Annotated in this window: 18 protein-coding genes; 11 read left to right on the top strand and 7 right to left on the bottom strand. The window is 69.4% G+C overall.

Going from position 1 to position 18,940, the window contains the following annotated elements; translation table 11 throughout:
- Positions 1–87 precede the first annotated feature (87 nt).
- Positions 88–780: a M48 family metallopeptidase gene (locus tag ACZ3HL_RS09480; RefSeq protein WP_465530034.1), complete on the top strand. Its 693-nt coding sequence runs from the start codon at positions 88–90 to the stop codon at positions 778–780.
- 239 nt (positions 781–1,019) lie between these two features.
- Here ACZ3HL_RS09480 and ACZ3HL_RS09475 read toward each other — a convergent pair whose 3' ends face one another.
- From ACZ3HL_RS09475 to ychF, 3 genes are all read right to left on the bottom strand, one after another.
- Positions 1,020–1,682 carry a hypothetical protein gene (locus ACZ3HL_RS09475; protein ID WP_465529903.1) on the bottom strand — a complete coding sequence of 221 codons (663 nt, stop codon included), beginning with the start codon at positions 1,680–1,682 and terminating at the stop codon, positions 1,020–1,022.
- Entirely contained in the window at positions 1,679–2,152 is a 474-nt protein-coding gene (locus ACZ3HL_RS09470; RefSeq protein ID WP_465529901.1) for a hypothetical protein, read from the bottom strand. Before ACZ3HL_RS09470 ends, ACZ3HL_RS09475 begins: the two co-directional genes overlap by 4 nt.
- 172 nt (positions 2,153–2,324) lie before the next feature.
- Positions 2,325–3,407: a redox-regulated ATPase YchF gene (gene ychF / locus ACZ3HL_RS09465; protein WP_465411125.1), complete on the bottom strand. Its 1,083-nt coding sequence runs from the start codon at positions 3,405–3,407 to the stop codon at positions 2,325–2,327.
- 105 nt (positions 3,408–3,512) lie between these two features.
- Here ychF and ACZ3HL_RS09460 point away from each other — a divergent pair, with 105 nt between their 5' ends.
- Together ACZ3HL_RS09460 and ACZ3HL_RS09455 are read left to right on the top strand one after the other, a co-directional pair.
- Positions 3,513–4,970, top strand: coding sequence for a DNA-3-methyladenine glycosylase 2 family protein (locus ACZ3HL_RS09460; protein ID WP_465529899.1), 1,458 nt, complete (start codon positions 3,513–3,515; stop codon positions 4,968–4,970).
- Entirely contained in the window at positions 4,970–5,470 is a 501-nt protein-coding gene (locus ACZ3HL_RS09455) for a methylated-DNA--[protein]-cysteine S-methyltransferase (protein ID WP_465529897.1), read from the top strand. Before ACZ3HL_RS09460 ends, ACZ3HL_RS09455 begins: the two co-directional genes overlap by 1 nt.
- A 67-nt stretch (positions 5,471–5,537) precedes the next feature.
- On the opposite strand, the gene ACZ3HL_RS09450 is transcribed toward ACZ3HL_RS09455, so the two are convergent.
- Both ACZ3HL_RS09450 and ACZ3HL_RS09445 read right to left on the bottom strand, forming a co-directional pair.
- A complete protein-coding gene (locus ACZ3HL_RS09450; RefSeq protein ID WP_465529895.1) occupies positions 5,538–8,489 on the bottom strand; it encodes an AAA family ATPase in 2,952 nt (983 codons plus the stop codon).
- A complete protein-coding gene (locus ACZ3HL_RS09445) occupies positions 8,486–9,637 on the bottom strand; it encodes an exonuclease SbcCD subunit D (RefSeq protein WP_465411121.1) in 1,152 nt (383 codons plus the stop codon). The genes ACZ3HL_RS09450 and ACZ3HL_RS09445 overlap by 4 nt, the downstream gene beginning before the upstream one ends.
- 179 nt (positions 9,638–9,816) lie before the next feature.
- On the opposite strand from ACZ3HL_RS09445, the gene rmuC reads away from it, so the two are divergent.
- Both rmuC and ACZ3HL_RS09435 read left to right on the top strand, forming a co-directional pair.
- The gene (gene rmuC / locus ACZ3HL_RS09440; protein ID WP_016337155.1) at positions 9,817–10,731 is read left to right on the top strand and encodes a DNA recombination protein RmuC; all 915 of its coding nucleotides are present in this window, start codon (positions 9,817–9,819) and stop codon (positions 10,729–10,731) included.
- 452 nt (positions 10,732–11,183) lie between these two features.
- Positions 11,184–12,077 carry a DUF6542 domain-containing protein gene (locus ACZ3HL_RS09435; RefSeq protein WP_465411120.1) on the top strand — a complete coding sequence of 298 codons (894 nt, stop codon included), beginning with the start codon at positions 11,184–11,186 and terminating at the stop codon, positions 12,075–12,077.
- Positions 12,078–12,165: 88 nt separating this feature from the next.
- Here the strand turns inward: ACZ3HL_RS09435 and ACZ3HL_RS09430 are convergent, their stop codons facing one another.
- Positions 12,166–13,179 carry a 4-hydroxy-3-methylbut-2-enyl diphosphate reductase gene (locus ACZ3HL_RS09430; protein WP_465411119.1) on the bottom strand — a complete coding sequence of 338 codons (1,014 nt, stop codon included), beginning with the start codon at positions 13,177–13,179 and terminating at the stop codon, positions 12,166–12,168.
- 151 nt (positions 13,180–13,330) lie between these two features.
- Here ACZ3HL_RS09430 and ACZ3HL_RS09425 point away from each other — a divergent pair, with 151 nt between their 5' ends.
- The 6 genes from ACZ3HL_RS09425 (at position 13,331) to ACZ3HL_RS09400 (ending at position 17,845) form a co-directional block, all read left to right on the top strand.
- Complete coding sequence (locus ACZ3HL_RS09425) at positions 13,331–13,987, top strand: lipid droplet-associated protein (protein WP_465411118.1); 657 nt, start codon at positions 13,331–13,333, stop codon at positions 13,985–13,987.
- Positions 13,984–15,249, top strand: coding sequence for an exodeoxyribonuclease VII large subunit (gene xseA / locus ACZ3HL_RS09420; protein WP_465411117.1), 1,266 nt, complete (start codon positions 13,984–13,986; stop codon positions 15,247–15,249). The genes ACZ3HL_RS09425 and xseA overlap by 4 nt, the downstream gene beginning before the upstream one ends.
- Positions 15,246–15,686, top strand: a complete 441-nt coding sequence (locus ACZ3HL_RS09415) for a hypothetical protein (RefSeq protein WP_465529893.1) — start codon at positions 15,246–15,248, stop codon at positions 15,684–15,686. The genes xseA and ACZ3HL_RS09415 overlap by 4 nt, the downstream gene beginning before the upstream one ends.
- Positions 15,683–15,916, top strand: coding sequence for an exodeoxyribonuclease VII small subunit (locus tag ACZ3HL_RS09410; RefSeq protein WP_192743439.1), 234 nt, complete (start codon positions 15,683–15,685; stop codon positions 15,914–15,916). The genes ACZ3HL_RS09415 and ACZ3HL_RS09410 overlap by 4 nt, the downstream gene beginning before the upstream one ends.
- Positions 15,917–16,000: 84 nt before the next feature.
- A complete protein-coding gene (glpX, locus tag ACZ3HL_RS09405; protein WP_034305363.1) occupies positions 16,001–17,071 on the top strand; it encodes a class II fructose-bisphosphatase in 1,071 nt (356 codons plus the stop codon).
- 9 nt (positions 17,072–17,080) lie between these two features.
- Positions 17,081–17,845, top strand: coding sequence for a S1 family peptidase (locus ACZ3HL_RS09400; RefSeq protein WP_465529891.1), 765 nt, complete (start codon positions 17,081–17,083; stop codon positions 17,843–17,845).
- Between the two features lie 4 nt (positions 17,846–17,849).
- Here ACZ3HL_RS09400 and ACZ3HL_RS09395 read toward each other — a convergent pair whose 3' ends face one another.
- A complete protein-coding gene (locus ACZ3HL_RS09395) occupies positions 17,850–18,839 on the bottom strand; it encodes an NAD(P)/FAD-dependent oxidoreductase (protein WP_465529889.1) in 990 nt (329 codons plus the stop codon).
- Positions 18,840–18,940: the final 101 nt, after the last annotated feature.

Genomic DNA, 18,940 nt, shown 5'->3' with positions numbered 1-18,940 from the left:
TGGACCTCGGTGACGGCTCCTGGCAGTGTCAGATGGTACGAATGCCGGGTGAGCCTCACCGTCCAGTCCGCCCTCGAGTCACTTCCCATGCCAAGGGAGTGGACGTGGCAAGTCGTCGTACGGCCGCGGCGCCGGACGCTGGGGATCGAGATCCAGGAAAACGGCGGCCTGCTCTTCGCGGTACCGCCGGACGCTGATCCTCAGGCCGTCGTCGAGGCTGTGCGTTCCCGATTGCCCCGCCTCACCGACGAGGTCGAGCGACGTAGACGCGGCGGAGGAGAGCCAGTCAAGGAATTGGTGAGCGGGGCGAGCTTCGCCTATCTCGGTCGTCACCATCGGTTGAAGGTAGTGCCCGCCGAGCCCGGTGGACGGGTGCGATTGCACCAAGGCTGGCTGGAGCTACCGGCCACTGGATCACCGCAGCAGGGCGCTCGCCTGATCGCCGAGTGGTACGCCGCTCGCGGCAAGCGATGGGTGGCCTCCCGCGCGGCACCCTTGGCCGAGCGCACAGGCGTCCCCCCAGGCAAAGTGACTGTTCGGGATCTCGGAGAAAACTGGGGGGCCTGCGGGCCAGACGGTTCCATCGCTCTGCATTGGGCGCTGATGCAGTTGCCGGCAAGCTTGGTGGACTTGGTCCTCGTCCATGAGCTGACACATCTGAGGGTCTCGGCTCACGGTGCGGCGTTCCGGCGCCGGATGCGCATGGTGCTTGGAGACCTCGAGTCGTTGGAGCGCCGCTTCGCAGAGGCTGAGGCATACCTGTGGCGAGGAGCCGTCTGACCTGGCTCTTTACCCCAACAGATGCAGCGTGCGAGACACGGGTGATAGCGGTCCGAGGCCTGCGATCTACGGTCTCCGCCAAGTCTTCCTGGATTCCGAAATGCTCCTACCAGCCACGCAGAATGGGCTCGCCTGCGAGGGCGAGCCCTTCTCAGGATTCTGTTCTATTGAAACAAGTATTGAAGCTTCAATCAGACGCCGAAGTGGAGCTTCTCTAGAAGAGTGGCGACAAATCCAAGTTAGATACCCGCCCTCCAGTTCCGCATTGCTTGATTGAGACGCGAGCCTAGGCGCGCGGCGACGTCTCCTCCCGGTAAAAGCTCCTCATAACTTTCACTAGGCGGCTTCGCCATAAGCGCAGAAAGATTTACCGAGCTTGACGACGGGAACGCCAGTGAGCATTTTATTTGCCCAAGCTCCTGAGCCAAACCCAAAAAACCGCGCCCAATCCCCAGCGAAGGAGAAGCACTGTAGTTTTTTGCCTCAATTGCCGCCACAAGTGAATTGCTTCGCGGATGCACACCCGCCCGTCGACTTCTTTCACATTCCTGACGATCAAGAATGGCAACGTCGCACTCGTGCGGAACATGGGATCGACCCGACGTCACGTATACACCCAAATGAATCTCAAGCTGCTTTTGCGTGTTATCGAACGCCACGATTCCATGAGTAAATCCACCAACCCAAAGGTTGCCCGGACTTCTCCGAAATCTAAGGCCAACCGCAGGATCCCAACCATTGTCGGTCAGAATCACGTCGCCTCCTGCAGCCTCTGCAGCTTCCACGCACAATCCCCACAACGACGCTTCATATAGATCAGATTCGTCAGCGTCAGTTCGATAGTTGCTGCGAAGAATCCCTATTGCAGCCTCAATATGATTGATAAGATCATTGCGATTCATAAGCGCTTCTCCGAATGAGCACGCTCCGCACCGCCAAGCAACTCGACCACCCTGTCGTAAGCCTGCTTTACCCGCTCTGTTTCAATGCGCACGTCGAGTCGGGATACGGTTTCCGAAATTGGGTCAATGAATTCAATTTCAGAGGCCATCTCAAACGAGTCAATCAGGTTCGAGATCGCTTCTCGAGATGTATACATGGTTGCCGCAAGTGTCAGGAGAGCCCGCCGAATCAGGTCGAGACCCTCGCCCGCACTATAGGGGATTGGCGCAACATCGGTCTTACCCAAGGGCGAAAACTCGCTTGCTTTCAGCCGGCTGACTCTTTCCTCATACCCTCTCTCCCGCTGGAGCCCTTTCCCGGAAACGGCCCGCCCCTGACGATATTCGTCGTTCAACTGGGCAGCCAATTCAGGAAACTCGCGAACTAGCAACGCCATTAGGCGCACGTACTCGTCGTCCTCAGCAGCCATGCCTATCCTCCCCGAAGTCAGAGCTGTAGCCACGATCACATACACCGATCGAACCACAGCCCGAAACTCGGGGAAGCACCCCCATCAAGGCCAACCCCGGCACAACCTGACCAAACGTCGGGGATGCCCGACTACCTACTCAGGTGGTGCGCTGATCGAACCCCTAGCTTCGCTAGACGTTGAAGCGGAACTCCACCACGTCCCCGTCGGACATGACGTAGTCCTTGCCCTCCATGCGCACCTTGCCCGCGGAGCGGGCGGCGGCCATGGAGCCGTGCTCCATCAAATCGGCGAAGGACACGACCTCGGCCTTGATGAAGCCGCGCTCGAAGTCGGTGTGGATGACGCCCGCGGCCTGCGGGGCGGTCGCGCCCTGCGGGATCGTCCAGGCGCGCGATTCCTTGGGGCCGGCGGTCAGGTACGTCTGGAGGCCGAGGGTGTGGAAACCGGCGCGCGCCAGCGAGTAGAGACCCGGCTCGTGCTGGCCGACGGACTCCAGCAGCTCGCGCACGGACTCCTCGTCGTCCAATTCGAGCAGTTCGGCTTCGACCTTGGCGTCGAGGAACACCGCGTCGGCCGGGGCGACCAGCTTGGCCAGCTCTTCGCGGCGCGAGTCGTCGGTGAGGATGCCTTCGTCGGCGTTGAAGACGTAGAGGAACGGCTTCGTGGTGAGCAGGCTCAGCTCGCGCAGCGCCTCGAAGTCGACCTCCTTCTGTGCCTGGAACAGCGTCCGGCCGGCGTCGAGGATCTCCTTGGCCTTGACCGCGTTGTCGAGCGCGGGCTTGTTCTCCTTCTTGGTCCGCGCTTCCTTCTCCAGCCGCGGCAGCGCCTTCTCCAGGGTCTGCAGGTCGGCGAGGATCAGCTCGGTGTTGATCGTCTCGATGTCGCTGCCCGGATCGACCCGGTCGTCGACGTGGATCACGTCCGGGTCGTCGAAGACCCGGACGACCTGGCAGATCGCGTTGGCCTCGCGGATGTTCGCGAGGAACTTGTTGCCGAGGCCTGCCCCCTCGGAGGCCCCCTTCACGATGCCCGCGATGTCCACAAAGGATACGACGGCGGGCACGGTCCGCTCGGAGCCGAAGACCTCGGCGAGCTGGTCCAGCCGCGGATCCGGCAGCGGGACGACACCGACGTTGGGCTCGATCGTCGCGAACGGGTAGTTCGCCGCGAGCACGTCGTTGCGGGTCAGCGCGTTGAACAGGGTGGACTTGCCGACGTTGGGCAGGCCGACGATGCCGAGGGTGAGACTCACGGGCCAGAAGTCTACGTGCCGCCCGCCGCCCCATCCGCCGAGGCCTTGATCGCCGTGTCGGATTTCCGCCAGCCGCGCCTCCGACCTGGTGGCACGATCGATGTCATGACCGAGCAGACCCTGGCCGAACGAGCCGTGTGGCGCGACACCGAACGGTGTTACCGCGCCGTCGCCGCCCGTGATTCCCGGTTCGACGGCCAGTTCATCATGGCCGTCGCCACCACCGGGATCTACTGCCGACCGTCCTGTCCCGCATCGACGCCGAAGCAGCAGAACGTCCGCTTCTACCCGACGTCGGCGGCCGCGCAGTCCAACGGCTTCCGCGCCTGCCGTCGCTGCCTGCCCGACGCCGTCCCCGGCTCGCCCGACTGGGACATCCGGGCCGACCTCGCCGCACGGGCGATGCGGCTCATCTCGGACGGGACCGTCGAACGCGACGGCGTCCCGGGGCTCGCGCGGCGGCTCGGCTATTCCGAACGGCAGCTCGGCCGCGTCCTCACCGCGGAGCTCGGTGCCGGACCGCTGGCGCTGGCGAGGGCCCACCGGGCGCATTCGGCGCGGCTGCTGATCGAGATGTCCGGGCTCCCGCTGACCGACGTCGCGTTCGCGGCGGGCTTCTCCAGCGTCCGCCAGTTCAACGAGACGATCCGGGAGGTCTTCGCGACGACGCCTTCGCAGCTTCGCGCCGCGAGCCTGCGCCGTCGTAAGAACGAGGAGTTGCCGACCGGGACCCGGTTGAGCCTGCGGCTGCCGTTCCGCAAGCCGTTCGACGCGGCCGGCGTGCTGAACTTCCTGGCCGGACAAGCCGCACCCGGTGTCGAGCACGTGACACGCGACGATTCCGGAGTGACCGGATACGGGCGCACGCTACGGCTCGCGCACGGCACCGGCGTCGTGTGGCTGACCGCGAAGGACGACCACGTCCTGTGCGACCTGCGGCTCGCCGACCTGCGCGACCTGAGCAGCGCGGTGGCCAGGGTACGGCGGCTGCTCGACCTCGACGCCGACCCGGAGGCGGTCGCGCGGGTCCTCGGGGCCGATCCCGCCCTCGCACCGCTGGTCGAGGCGATCCCCGGGATCCGGGTGCCCGGCACCGTCGACGGTGACGAGCTCGTGCTGCGCGCACTCTTGTCGCCGGCCGAGACGGCCGCCATCGCCGACGAACTCGGCGAACGCCTGCCCAGCTGCGACGAGTCGCTGGACGGGCTGACCACGCTGTTCCCGACGGCGGCCCAGGTCGCCGAACACGGACCGGACCACGTGGCCGGGGTGGCCCGCGCGCTGGCGGACGGGCTGGCGGTCCACGTCGGCCGCGATCCCGGGGAGCTGCGGGCGGAACTGCTGGACGTCCCGGGGATCGGCCCCGGGACCGCGGACTACGTCCTGATGCGCGTGCTGGGCACGCCGGACGTCCTGCTGACCGGTGATCCGGCGCTGCGCCGGGGAGCGGCCGCGCTGGGCATCGCGGACGACGAAACGACGCTGGCCGAACGCGGACGGGCCTGGCAGCCCTGGTCCTCGTACGCCGGCATGTACCTGTGGCGCGCCGAAAAGGGAGAATGATGAGCATCGCGTATTGGTCCACAATGGCCACCAGGATCGGTCCGTTCACCGCCGTGGTGGCGGGCGACGGGGCCGTACTCGCCTCGGGCTGGACCGGCGACGTCGGCGAGCTGACACCGCTGATCTCGCCGTCGCTGGCGCCCGGCGAAGTCAAGCAGCGACGGGACCTCGGCCCGGTGAGCACCGCGATCCGCCGCTATCACGACGGCGACCTGGACGCGGTCGCCGACATCGAGGTGCGGCAGCGGTCCGGTGCTTTCCGGGAGCACGCTTGGGAAATCCTGCGGAAGGTCCCCGCGGGCGAACCGGTCAGCTACGCGGAGTACGCGGCGCTCGCTGGGAATCCGGCGGCGGTGCGGGCAGCCGCGTCGGCATGCGCCAAGAACGCGGCGGCGTTGTTCGTGCCGTGCCACCGGGTGGTGCGGACGGGCGGCGGCGTGGGGAACTTCCGGTGGGGTGTCCCGGCGAAGCAGTGGCTGCTGACGCACGAAGCCGCCTGAACCGCCTCGTGAGTGGTAAGGACGGTTCTAACCGTCCTTACCACTCACGAGGCCCATCGCGGTCTTGTCAGACGGCGTGGATCTCCACCGAAGACCCCGTACGCGATTTCCGGATCCGCAGCCGCGTCGGGATCCGCTGCCGCAGTTCCTCCACGTGCGACACCAGCCCCACCACGCGCCCACCGGCGCGAAGCTCGTCGAGGATGTTCATGACGATGTCGAGCGTCTCGGCGTCCAGCGTGCCGAAGCCCTCGTCGATGAACAGCGTGTCCAGCAGTGCTCCGCCGGTCTCGGCCGCGACGACGTCCGCGAGTCCCAGGGCAAGCGAGAGCGACGCGAGGAAGGACTCGCCACCCGAAAGGGTCTTCGCCGGCCTGATGGTGCCGGAGTAGTCGTCGAGCACGTCGAGGCCGAGCCCACCACGGGTACCCCGCGCCCCGGCCGCGTCGGAATGCACGAAGGAGTAGCGGCCCTGGCTCATCGTCCGCAACCGTGCGGTCGCCGCGACCGCGACCTCCTCCAGCCTCGCGGCCAGCACATAAGAGCGCAGCGACATCTTCCGCGCGTTCTGCCCGCGACCGTTGACCACCTCGGCCAGCGCCTTCAGTTCGAGGTACCCCTCTTCGACCGGCGCCAGCTCCGCCATCAGGGACGTCATCCGCTCGGCCAGCCCGGTCAGGTCCGTGTGCCGCGTCTTCGCCGTCTTCAGTGCCGCGAAAGCCTGCTCGGCCTCGGCTCGTGTCTCCTGCGCCGCGTCCGCCGAAGCTCCGACGTCGATCTCGTCCTCCGGCGAGATACCGAACAACTCGGGCTGCGCGAGCTCCTCGCGGGCGGCCCGCTCCATCACTTTCGCGTCGGCGAGACTGGCTTCCAGTTTCGTGATCTGCTCGTCCGGCCGCGCCGCCGCGCGCATCTCGTCGAGATCGGCGAACCCCTTGGCCCGCAACGCCTCCTTGACCAGTTTCGCCTGCTCGTCACGCCGTTCTCGGGCACCCGCGACGTTCAGCCGCGCTTCGGCGAGCGCGTCGAGGCGGGTCGCGAAGCCGAGCAGATGACGCCGTCGTGCGGCGACGTCGGCGAACTCGCCGCGCGCGGTCTCCAACCGGCGCTCGCGCTCGGCCAGCCGCTCGGTCAGCCCGCGCACCTCGGTCGCGACCTCGACCGCGCGGCGTTCGGCCGCCCCACTCTGTTCGGTCAGCCGCTCGATCTTCCGTTCCAGTTCGAGGAGCCGCGTCTCGAGGACGGGCTTTCGACGAGCCGACTCCGAGAGCGTGGCGACCAGGTCGCGCGCTTCGGCGAGCCCGGCCCGCAGGGTCTCGGCGGTGTGCTCGCCCAACCGCCCGATCAGGACGGTCAGGCGGTTTTCGGCTTCCTGCAACGCGGCCGTCGTCTTCTCGCGCCGCACGTGCGCCTGCTGCTCCGCGGCTTCGGCGCGGCGTTCGTCCGCCGGATCGACCAAGCCGCCAGTGTGCATCGCCGGCGACGGATGCTCCGCCGACCCGCAGACCGGGCAGTCCTCGCCCGGCCGGAGACCGGCGGCGAGCTCCGCCGCCATTCCTTCGAGACGCCGTTCCCGCAGATCCAGCCGGTGCTGACGGGCCTGCTGATGGCCGTCCACGGCCTCGCTGACCGCCGCGCGTGCCCGCTCGACGGCCTGCCGTACCTTGGGCAGCTCTTCGGCGTCGCGAGCCAGCGCGGTCAGCTCGTCGACGCGAGCGCGGGCACCGTCGAGCTTCGCTTCGGCTTCGGCGGCAGCGGCCGCTTCGACACGCAAAGCCGCGACCTGCTCCGGCGCCGCGCCCAGCTCGGCGGCGAAGTCCTCAGCCTGTTTCTTCGCCTTCTCGGCGGCCGCATTCAGCTGATCGCGGCGGATCAGATCCCGTTGCTGCTGCTCGCTTTCGGCCACGAGCTCGGCGAGCGCACCCGCTTCTTCCCGTAACCCGCCGGCGCGAGCGCGAAGCTCAGCGGCCGGGCTTTCCGCCGCGTCCGGCACTTCCTGAGCCCGGAGCGCCTCGGCGGCTTCGGCTTCCGCGAGCTGATCGAGCCTGCGCTCAAGGAGATCCGCCTCCGCGACGACACCCGCCGCGCGATGTGCCGCCTCGACCTCTTCCGCCCACTCCGCACGCTGGCCCGCCTGCTCGGCGATCACCGACAGCCGCGTGTAGGCGGTGCGCACCCGGCGGATCCGTTCGGCGATGGACCGGTTCTCCTGCCAGACCGCTTCAGCCTTCTTGGCCGCCGTGCGAGCCTTAGTGTCGCGCTCCTGTGCTTCGGCGACGCGCCGTGCCGACTCGGCAAGCACCTCCCCGGCCCAGTCCGCCTGCCCCTCCTCGGGCGCTTCCTGCCCCGCCACCTGCGCGAACCGCGCGATCCACTCCCGCAACGTCTGCTGCCGCGCGTGCAACTCGCGGCCACGCTCGGCACGCAGATTCGCGAACCAGTTCTCGACATCGGAGAAGCGCTCGGTGCCGAACAGCCGCTCCAGCAGCTCCTCGCGTTCGGCCGTGTTCGCGCGCAGGAACCGCGCGAATTCGCCCTGCGGCAGGAGGACCACCTGGAAGAACTGCTCGTGCGTCATCCCGATGAGCCGCTCGACCGTGCGCGCGACCTCGTCGATCCGCGTGATGCCCTCGGCCACGTGCCCGGCGGGGACCGTGCCGACCCAGCTCAGCACCGCCTTCGCCTGCTGGAGGGTCATTCCCTCGCCACGGCGCTTCGGCCGCTGGTACTCGGGGTTGCGCGCGATCCGCATCCGCTGGCCCTGCACGGTCAGCTCGAGGACGACCTCGGTGACCTGGTCGGGCTCGGCGAGGTCGCAGCGCAGCCGTTTGACCTCGCCGCGCGCGCCGGGGACGGTGCCGAACAACGCGAACGCGATCGCGTCGAGCAGCGTCGTCTTCCCCGCGCCGGTGTCACCGTGGAGCAGGAACAGCCCGTCGGCGCCGAGCGCGTCGAAGTCCACCACCTCGCGGCCCGCATACGGACCGAAAGCGGCGACCTCCAACCGGTGCAACCTCATACTTCGCGCTCCCTGCCCGCCGCGCCCAGCGCCGCCAGCACCAGCCGCTCCTCGCGCTCTGATGGCGCGGAACCCCGGCAGTCCTCCAGGAAACTCCGGGTGATCTCGACGTCGGATCGCCCGCGGACGGCTTCGGCGTACTTCAGCGTGGCCCCGTCGTGCCCGCCTTCCGGCTGCCAGTCCATGTGCACCGCGTACGGGAACCGCTCACGCAGCTTGCGCATGGCGTCGATCGGACGGACCCGGTCGGTGACCGTGAAGGAGAGGAAGTGTTCGGTGAGGCCGTCGTGCTCCGGATCCGACAGGAGATCCGCCAGCTCGCCGCGCAGCATCGCGAGCTGGCGCGGCACCGGAAGCTCGTGGCGCCGGACCTCGGCGAGCCCGTCGGCGCCGAGCTCCACCAGCCAAACCGATTTCCGCTGGCGCGTCTCGGAAAACGAATACGCCAGCGGGCTTCCGGAATAGCGCAGGTGCTCGGCGAGCGTCTGCGGTCCGTGCAGGTGGCCGAGCGCGACGTAATCGACGCCGTCGAACACCGAACCCGGCACCTGCTCGACGCCGCCGACCGCGATGGTCCGCTCGGATTCGGTCGGCTCGCCGCCGGTCACGAAGGCGTGCGCGAGCACCACCGACCGCGTTCCGGCCGGCCGCCCGGCGAGATCCTCGCGAATCCGCCGCATCGCTTCGGTGAGGACGCCCGTGTGGCCGCGGGCCTCGGGCACGCCGAGGGCGTGACGCGCGGGCTCCGGTTCGAGGTACGGGATCCCGTAGAGGGCGACTTCGCCGTGCTCGTCGGACAGCAGCACCGGCTCGGCGAGCCCGTCGATCGTGGCGCGCAGGTGCAGCCCGCCGGCCGCGGCGAATTCGGCGAAGGCGCCCAGCCGCGGCGCGGAATCGTGGTTGCCCGGCGTCATCACCAGTTCCGCCCCGGCCTGGCGGATCCGGCCCAGCGCCGTGGTGGCCACGCGAACGGCCTCCGCCGAAGGCACCGCGCGGTCGTAGATGTCCCCGGAAACGAGCACGACGTCGACCGACTCGGCGGCCACGAGATCGGCGAGATGGCCGAGCACGGTTTCCTGCTCGGCGAGCAGATCGGCGCCGTGGAAGGTACGGCCGATATGCCAGTCGGACGTGTGCAGGAGCTTCACGCAGCCCAAGGTAGGGCCGCGCACCGGCCGGAGAGGGGAGGCGCGCCCTTGGCGGCACTGCGCTTTCCGACACGCCGGGGACGGCGCAGGTCAGATACGGAGCGCGACCGCGTGGTTCCGTTTTTGTCGGTGGGTTCCGCCATGATGTCCTCCGACTCGGATCCGGAGGGGAGGTACCGGTGGCGACGGTGATCACCACCGCGGCCGTCGTGCTCGCGTTGCTGCTGCTCGCGGCCGTGGCACTGCTGTGGCGGCTGTACAACGACGGCATGCGGAGGGCGGACGCGGCGGCGAAACAGGTCGCGGCCGAGCGGGCGAAGGCCGATCAGCAGCAGCTCGCGTTGCGCCGGTACGAGGTCGCGTTCGCCTCGATCAGCGGCCGGGGGGAGCTGGGCGAGCAGGTGCTCCTGGAGACCGCTCGCGCGCTGGGGCTCCGCGAGGAGCTGCACTTCACGCTGCAAACGGACCTGGCGGGCGGCGGCGCCGCGAAACCGGACATGGTGCTGCGGGTCGGCGGCGGCCGGACCGTGCCGGTGGACGCCAAGGCGAGCATGGCCTGCTGGGCCGAGGCCGTCGAGACCGACGACCCCGAAGAACGGCTGGACGCGCTGCGGGTCCACGTCCGGCAGCTCCGGTCGCGGGCGGCCGAGCTGGCGGGCAAGGGCTACCAGCGCTGGGCCGACGCGATCTACGGGACGATCATGTTCGTCCCGTCCGACGCGGCCGTGGTCGCCGCGCTGGACACCGACCCGGAGCTGCTGCGCTGGATGCTGGACCGGCGGGTCTTCCTCTGCGGGCCGACGGGGTTCGCCGTGCTGGCGTCCGCCGCGCTGTTCGCCGCGACCGAACGGGCGCTGGTCGAGGACGTCGAGCAGGTCCGGGCGGGTGCCGCGGCCGCGCACCGGGCCGCGGGCAACGCGGTCGACGCGCTGAACCTGTCGAGCACCCACCTGCAGCGCTTCATCTCGGCCCGGCGGCGGGAACTGGAGGCGCTCGAGAGCTTCCGGAGCACGGTCTCGCCGCTGACCGATGCCGCGGGCAGCCCGGCGCCGGTCCCGCTGATCAGGAAGGCGGACGAACTCCCGGCCTCGTGAGTGGTTTGAGGGGGGTAACTGACGTGTCGCGGCACGCAAGGAGCCGGCAAGCGCCAGGGGGCAGGTCAGCGGCCATGCGACGCCCCACTGTGTGGATTTTGGTGCGTTGGACGACTAGAAACCCACACAGTCCCGCGGTGACCCTCGAGCGCCCACCAAGCACGTCCTGTAGCCAGACCCGGCAAACGCGCGATCCCGCAGTGGCCCGGCCTCGTGAGTGGTGAGGACGGTTAGAACCGTCCTGACCACTCACGAGCCGCACCTCTCTACTGCGACTTCCGGAATCGCCAGCTCCCTTTCGGCCCGGACGGCAACCTTCTCGGTCACTCACTCGTAGTACGTCAGGAAAGCACCCGGGCAGTCCGTCCGGGTGGTCCGGAATGACCACTACCAGGCGATAGACACACCGCCTGTTGGCGGTATGCCCGCAGCTTGGATATACGGTGGGACCTGTGACCGCGATTCGCGATCGCCAGAGCGATCCTGATGCCGACGACGTCCCCGTTGCCTGGGACGAGCGTCCGCTCGTCGGCGCCAGGCGCGGGCTGCCCTGGTGGGCGGCCGTCCTGGTGGGCTTCGGGCTCGCCATCCTTGGCGCCTTCGTCGACATGATGATGCAGAAGGACCTGGGCCTGCTGTTCAAGGCCTGCTACGCACTCGGCGCGGTGGCCGCCGTGGTGGCCGTCCAGCGCCGCGGGCTGTTCGGCCCGATGGTGCAGCCGCCCCTGGTCCTCGCCGTGACCGTCCCGGGGGTCATCCTCCTGACCTCGGACGGCAGCAAGGGCACGGATCTGCTGTCGAGAGCCTTCGACGTCGGCACGCCGCTGATCAACGGCTTCCCGACGATGGCCATCACCACCGGTGTCACCTTGGCGATCGGCGTCTTCCGGATCTACCGCGAGCGCGATCCCGACGCTCCGGTCAAGGTGAAGCCGGGTACCAAACCGGAACGTCGCGACGAGGGCAAGCCCGCCGCCCGGCCCGCCGCGGCCGCCGCGCCGGGCCGTGGCCGCCCCGCGTCCCGGACCGGCCAGACCCCGCCCCCGCCTTCCCGTCGCGGAGCTCCGCGAGACAGCGCGCCGCGTGACGGTGCGCCGCCCCGCCGCCGGCCGCCGGTCGACGACGAGCGGCGTCCCCGCCGTGACGCCGAACCCGGCGCCCGCAAACCGCCGCCGCCGGGACGTCAGCCCCGGCGTCCGCGTCCGCCGGAAGCCGGCGAACCGCGGCGTCGCGACCCCCGCGGCGAAGGCGCCCCCGGTGCCCCGCGCCGCCGCCCGCCGCGTGCGGACGATCCGCGCCGCGGAGGGCAGCCGCCTCGCCGCCGGCCGTGGGACGACGAGCGGTAGCAAGGGACCTTTGCTCCCACCTGAGCCGCTGACCAGCAGAAAGGGCCGCCCGAGGAACTCCTCGGACGGCCCTTTCTCGTAAGGAACGTCAGGCCTTCGCGGCCTTGCGCAGCTCGTGCGGCAGCGCGAACGCGATCTTCTCGTTGGCGGTGGTGACCTCGTCGACGCTGTCCCAGCCGCGCTCGGCCAGCCACGCCAGCAGGTCCATGACCAGCACCTCCGGCACCGAAGCACCACTGGTGACACCGACGGTCTCGACGCCTTCGAGCCAGGCTTCGTCGACCTCGTGCGCGAAGTCGACCAGGTGCGACGCGCGCGCCCCCGCCTTCAGCGCGACCTCGACCAGCCGCTTCGAGTTGGACGAGTTCTGCGAACCGACCACCAGCACCAGGTCGCACTCGGCGGCCATGGCCTTGACCGCGACCTGGCGGTTCGTGGTGGCGTAGCAGATGTCGTCACTGGGCGGGTCGGCCAAGCCGGGGAACTTGTCCCGCAGCTGATCGACGCGCTCCATGGTCTCGTCGACCGAAAGGGTGGTCTGCGACAGCCAGATGACCTTCGACGGGTCGCGGATCTCGACCTTGTCGACGTCCTCGGCGGTGTCGACGAGCTGCACCTTGTCGGGAGCCTCGCCGGCCGTGCCTTCGACCTCTTCGTGGCCCTCGTGACCGATCAGCAGGATGTCGTAGTCGTCCTTCGCGAACCGGTTGACTTCCTTGTGCACCTTCGTCACCAGCGGGCAGGTCGCGTCGATGGTCCGCAGGTTGCGCTCGGCGGCCTCGGCGTGCACCGCGGGCGAGACGCCGTGCGCGGAGAACACCACCAGCGCGCCTTCCGGCACCTCGGAGGTCTCGTCGACGAAGATCACGCCGCGCTCGCGCAGGGTGTCGACCACATGCCGGTTGTGCACGATCTCCTTGCGCACGTACACGGGTGCGCCGTAGAGCTCGAGTGCCTTTTCGACGGCGATGACCGCACGGTCGACACCGGCGCAGTAGCCGCGTGGCTTGGCGAGCAGGACACGTTTGCCACCTGCCGGCACACCGGACTCGGTGATCGTCGGACTGCCGGCGGGCGTGATTCCGGGACTCGCAGAAGTCATGCCCCCAGGGTACGGGCTGCCCCGGGGGCTCCTCGCACTCACGTTCAGGTGACCAGGGAACCCCTCCATAGGATGTGCGGGGAGTCACGTCCGGTGAGCCGACACACCCGTTCGGTTGGGCAGGATGGCCTGGATACGGCAGGCTAGACGCATGAAGCCTCTCCCGCTCCCCCTCCGGGTCGCCGCGGGCCTCGCCGTCACCACCGCCGAGCGGGTTCGCGAACTTCCCAAGCAGCTCACCGGGCTCCCCGTCACGGTGGTCAGCCAGGTGCTCCAGTTCTCCATGCGCGTTCAGCAGCACGTCACCGAGCTCGCGATCAAGGGCGACGACGCGCTGTCGGGTCTCCGCCCGGTCGAGGACACGCCCAGCTGGGCGACCTTCGACGAAGACCTCCCGCCGGACCTGGGCGAACGCCGGTACGAACGTGACTCGTGCGTCATCCCGCTGCGGGAAGACGCCGAGGTGCCCGAACCGCGCGCCGAGACCAACGGGCACCTGCACGATCTCGAAGCCCTCACCGAGGACCCGTGGGCCGAGGAGGAGCGCGCGCTCGCCGAGGACCACGCCGACGGCGAGTTCGACAGCGGAAGCGCGCCCGTCACCTCCGGTCCGGCCGGGCTGGACGACTACGACACGCTCACCCTGCCGCAGCTGCGCGCCCGCCTGCGCCGGTTCGACCTCGCGCAGCTGGAAGAGCTGCTGACCTACGAAAAAGCGAACGCCGACCGGGCTTCGTTCGTCGGCATGCTCGCGCGGCGCATCGGCAACGTGAAGAAGGCCGACGGCGACAGCGCGGAAGGCCAGTGAGCGCCGAACCCACCTCCGCGACGGCGGGTCCGTCCACCACCGCCGAAAACCCGTGGCCGGTCCGCACGGTCGCCCGCAAGGTCGGCGAGTGGATCAACCGGCTGGGCGCGGTCTGGGTCGAAGGCCAGGTCACGCAGATCTCGGCCCGCCAAGGCACCAACACCGCGTTCCTGACCCTGCGCGACCCGTCCGCGGACGTCTCGATGTCGGTGACCTGCCCGATGGGGCTGCTGCGCACGATCGAACCGCCGCTGCGCGAGGGCGCGAGCGTCGTGGTGCACGCGAAGCCGACGTTCTTCATGAACCGCGGTTCGCTGAGCTTGCGCGCCAACGAGATCCGCGCGGTCGGCATCGGCGAACTGCTGGCCAGGATCGAGCGGCTGCGGCGGCTGCTGGCCGCCGAGGGCCTGTTCGCACCGGAACGCAAACGCAAGATCCCGTTCCTGCCCAAGGGAATCGGGCTGATCACCGGCCGCGCGTCCGCCGCCGAACGCGACGTGCTGGTGAACGCGCAGGCCCGCTGGCCGCATGTCGCGTTCAAGGTGATCAACACCGCCGTGCAGGGTTCGCTCGCCGTCCCGCAGATCCTCCAGGCACTGTCCAAACTGGACCGGGACCCGGACGTCGATGTCATCGTGATCGCACGTGGCGGCGGCAGCGTGGAAGACCTGCTGCCGTTCTCCGACGAAGCGCTGTGCCGTGCCGTGTCCGCGGCCGGGACGCCGGTGGTCAGCGCCATCGGGCACGAGCCCGACACCCCGCTGCTCGATCACGTCGCCGATCTCCGCTGCTCGACGCCGACCGACGCCAGCAAACGGATCGTGCCCGACGTGCGCGAGGAGACCCAGCGCGTCCGCCAGATGCGCGATCGCGGGCGCCGCGCCCTGCACGGCTGGGTGGACACCCAGGTCAGGCTGCTGAACCAGATGCGCAGCCGTCCCGTGCTCGCCGACCCGCTCGGCCCGATCCAGCGGCGCTCCGACGACGTCGGGATCCACCGCGAACGCGGGCGGCGCGCGATGCTCACCCTGCTCGCGAAGGACCAGGCCGAGATCGCCAGCGCCCGCGCGCGGCTGACCGCGCTCGGCCCGGCGGCGACCCTCGAACGCGGTTACGCCGTGGTGCAGTACACCGACGCGGAAGGCAACCTCCAGGTACTCCGGTCCGTCTCCGAAGTCGCGGACGGCGCGAAACTGCGCGTCCGCGTGGTCGACGGCGCGCTCGGCGCCGTCGTTTCGGGAACGCCGGAGGAGGAGCGTTGACGGCGAGTTTCCTGCCTTTGACCATCGACGCCGCCAGACGCGCGGACGCGCCCGAGGTACTGCGAAACGCGCTGCTGACCGACCGCGCGGCCGGCGAGTGCTGGACCGTGCTGCTGGCCGGATGCCAGGCCGAGGCACTCTTTTCCGCCGAGGGCTCATCGGCACCGTTCTCCACCAAACGCGGTCTCGACGCCCAGCTGCGCAAACTCTCCGAAGCGACGGCCGACCACGTCGGCACCCGATGGTGGTTCGCGGAGGGTTCCGTGCACCGCAAACGGGTGGCGCGGGCCCAGGAGAACCTGGTCATGGCGATCGCGGAGGGTGACGGCCAGGAGTTCGCTCTCGCCTTCGTGGGTTACGACAACGCCATGGCCGGCGCGGTAGTGTGCGCGGGTATCGGCAAGCACCGACGTCCGGTAGAAGGAAGCACAGCGTGAGCAAACCCGGTGGCGAGACCGCCGAACTCGGCTACGAGCAGGCCCGCGACAGGCTGGTGGAGGTCGTCCGCGAGCTCGAAGCGGGCGGGCTGTCCCTGGAACAGTCGCTCGCCCTGTGGGAGAAGGGCGAGCAGCTGGCGAAGGTCTGCGAGCACCACCTCGAGGGCGCGCGCGAGCGGATCGAAGCGGCGCTTTCGTCCGTCGAGGACGAGACCGGCGACGGTCAGTGACGTTCACCATGCTCCTGCGCCACCGAACCACCGTGGGTATCTGAGAGACTGGGACCCCGCCGAGTTCCTGACCCGGGAGGCCGCATGCCCACCCCCACCTCGTCCGCCAGCTCTTCTCGACGCCCTGAAGCCCCGGATCGCAACCTCGCGATGGAATTGGTCCGCGTGACCGAAGCCGCCGCGATGGCCGCGGGCCGCTGGGTCGGCCGCGGGGACAAGATCGGCGGGGACGGTGCCGCGGTGGACGCGATGCGCCAGCTGGTCTCGACCGTCTCGATGCGCGGTGTCGTCGTCATCGGAGAGGGCGAGAAGGACGAAGCCCCGATGCTGTTCAACGGGGAAGAGGTCGGCAACGGCGACGGGCCGGACTGCGACGTCGCGGTCGACCCGGTCGACGGGACGACCCTGATGGCCAAGGGCATGCCGAACGCGCTCGCCGTGCTCGCGGTCGCCGAACGCGGCGCGATGTTCGACCCGTCCGCGGTGTTCTACATGGAGAAGCTCGCCGTCGGCCCGGACGCCGCGGGCAAGGTCGACCTGGCCGCCCCGATCGCGGAGAACATCCGCCGGGTGGCGAAGGCCAAGAACTCCAGCGTCTCCGACGTCACCGTCTGCATCCTCGACCGGCCCCGGCACGAGAAGCTGATCAAGGAGGTCCGCGAGGCGGGCGCCCGGATCCGCTTCATCTCCGACGGCGACGTCGCCGGCGCGATCGCCGCGGCCCGGCCGAGCACCGGCGTCGACATGCTGCTCGGCATCGGCGGCACCCCCGAAGGCATCATCGCGGCCTGCGCGATGAAGTGCCTCGGCGGCGAACTGCAGGGCCGCCTGTGGCCGAAGGACGACGCGGAACGCGAGAAGGCGCTGGCCGCGGGCCACGACCTCGACCGCGTGCTCGGCAACGACGACCTCGTCCGCGGCGACAACGTGTTCTTCTGCGCCACCGGCGTCACCGACGGCGACCTGCTGCGCGGCGTGCACTACCGCGCGGGCGGCGCGACGACCCAGTCGATCGTGATGCGCTCGAAGTCCGGCACGGTCCGGATGATCGACGGCTACCACCGGCTGACCAAGCTCCGCTCCTACTCGTCCGTCAACTTCGACGGCCACCTCGACGATTCGCTGGAAGACGACGTAGTTCCCCCGCTGCCCTAAGGAGAAACCGTGCTCAAGCGCGTGCTCGTGGTCCTGCTCGCGGCGATGCTCCTCACGCCGGCCGGGCAGGCCACGGGCGCGGGCGACCTCGTCGGCGGCAGAGAGGCCGACGAGCCGTATCCGTTCATCGCGTCCCTGCATTCGGCTTCCGGCAAGGCTTTCTGCGCCGCGACGCTGATCGCGGCGGACTGGCTGGTGACGGCCGGGCACTGTGTCGAGGGCAAGAACCCGGCGAACCTGAGCGCGCGGGTCGGCAGCAGCGACAACACCCAGGGCGGCGAAATAGCGAAGCTCGCCGAGATCGTCGTGAACCCGTCCTACAACCCCGAGCCCGAGCACGCGGGCGGTGATCTCGCCCTGGTGCGGCTGGCCGCGCCGGTGAAGGCGCCGCCGATCCCGATCGGGGCCGTCGTGGCGCCCGGGACGCCCACCCGGCTGCTCGGCTGGGGCCAGACGTGCCCGACTTCGGGCTGTGGCAAGGGTCCGGCGAAGTTGCAGCAGCTGGACACGAAGATCGTCGAAGGCGTGCGATGCACCGCGAAGTTCGACGGCGCCGTCGAGTTGTGCACCGACAACCCCGGCGGGAACACGGGTTCGTGCTACGGCGATTCCGGTGGGCCGGAGATCGCCAAGGTCGACGAGAAGTGGGTGCTGCTGGGCACGATCAGCCGTCCGGGTAACGCGGATCCGGTGTGCGCGACCTCGCCGTCGATCGCGACTTCGGTGGTGGCGTACGCGCAGTGGATCGCGGAGAAGATCGCGCCCCCGGCCTGACGCCCTACTCGGCGTTGCTCGAATGCCCTGGGAACAGATGCGCTTCCGGGTCCAGCATGACCGCGATGTTGTTCACCGCCGTCGCCGCTTCCCCGAATCCGGTCGCGATCAGCTTCACCTTCCCCGGGTACGCCGCGACGTCGCCCGCCGCGTAGACCCGCTCCCGCGGCGTCGCCATGGTCGAGTCGACGGCGATCGCGCGGTGGTCGATCTGGAGACCCCAGCTTTCGATCGGCCCGAGATCCGCGGTGAATCCGAGCGCGGCGACGACCGTGTCGGCGCGCAGGATTTCGGGCTCGGCACCCTTGACCTGGATCTCCACCTCCGCCAGCGTGCCGTCGCTGTCGAGGAACCGGGTGACTTCGGCGTCGGTGACGATCCGGACACCGAGCTCCCGCGCCTGCCGCACGATCGACTCGGCCGCGCGGAACTTCGCGCGCCGGTGCACGAGGGTGACATTCGCGGCGACCGGGTGCAGCGCGAGCACCCAGTCGAACGCCGAGTCCCCGCCGCCGACGACGACCACGTGCTGCCCTTCGTGCACCTTCAGCGAGGGCACGAAATGGACCATGCCGCGGCCCAGCCAGCCGTCACCGGCGGGCAGCGGCCGCGGGGTGAACTCGCCGATCCCGGCGGTGATCAGCACCGCGCCGGCGCGCAGGACCTGCCCGCCGTCGAGGGTGATGGCGACACCGTCTTCGACACTCTCGAGTTTCTCGGCCTTGCGCCCGAGCAGGTACGCGGGTTCGAACGGCGCCGCCTGATCGAGCAGGCCCCGCACCAGATCGCGGCCACGGACCTCGGCGAACCCGCCGACGTCGTAGATCATCTTTTCGGGGTACATCGCGGTGACCTGACCGCCCGCCTCCGGCAGTGAATCCACGACGGCCATCGAAAGGCCGCGGAATCCCGCGTAGTAGGCGGCGAACAGACCCGTCGGACCCGCCCCGATGATGACGAGGTCGTACGACGTTTCCCCAGCGGACTCGCTCATTCGGCACTCTCCCGGCCGGTGGTGGGCGGCGTGATCGAGAACACATTCGATCCTAGCCCTCGCGTGCCGAAAGACACGGAGCGCGCCAGAGGTCCCTGCGC

The organism is Amycolatopsis sp. NPDC000009, assembly GCF_055563465.1.
This window is presented reverse-complemented; position numbering and strand designations above follow the sequence as displayed.

Excerpts from the sequence above, each read along its gene's own strand:
- ACZ3HL_RS09480 (WP_465530034.1), top strand. The coding sequence starts at position 88 with ATGCCAAGGGAGTGGACGTGGCAAGTCGTCGTACGGCCGCGGCGCCGG.
- ACZ3HL_RS09395 (WP_465529889.1), bottom strand. The coding sequence starts at position 18,839 with ATGAGCGAGTCCGCTGGGGAAACGTCGTACGACCTCGTCATCATCGGG.
- ACZ3HL_RS09430 (WP_465411119.1), bottom strand. The coding sequence starts at position 13,179 with ATGACTTCTGCGAGTCCCGGAATCACGCCCGCCGGCAGTCCGACGATC.
- ACZ3HL_RS09460 (WP_465529899.1), top strand. The coding sequence starts at position 3,513 with ATGACCGAGCAGACCCTGGCCGAACGAGCCGTGTGGCGCGACACCGAA.
- ACZ3HL_RS09425 (WP_465411118.1), top strand. The coding sequence starts at position 13,331 with ATGAAGCCTCTCCCGCTCCCCCTCCGGGTCGCCGCGGGCCTCGCCGTC.
- glpX (WP_034305363.1), top strand. The coding sequence starts at position 16,001 with ATGCCCACCCCCACCTCGTCCGCCAGCTCTTCTCGACGCCCTGAAGCC.
- ACZ3HL_RS09450 (WP_465529895.1), bottom strand. The coding sequence starts at position 8,489 with ATGAGGTTGCACCGGTTGGAGGTCGCCGCTTTCGGTCCGTATGCGGGC.
- ACZ3HL_RS09470 (WP_465529901.1), bottom strand. The coding sequence starts at position 2,152 with ATGGCTGCTGAGGACGACGAGTACGTGCGCCTAATGGCGTTGCTAGTT.
- ACZ3HL_RS09475 (WP_465529903.1), bottom strand. The coding sequence starts at position 1,682 with ATGAATCGCAATGATCTTATCAATCATATTGAGGCTGCAATAGGGATT.
- ACZ3HL_RS09455 (WP_465529897.1), top strand. The coding sequence starts at position 4,970 with ATGAGCATCGCGTATTGGTCCACAATGGCCACCAGGATCGGTCCGTTC.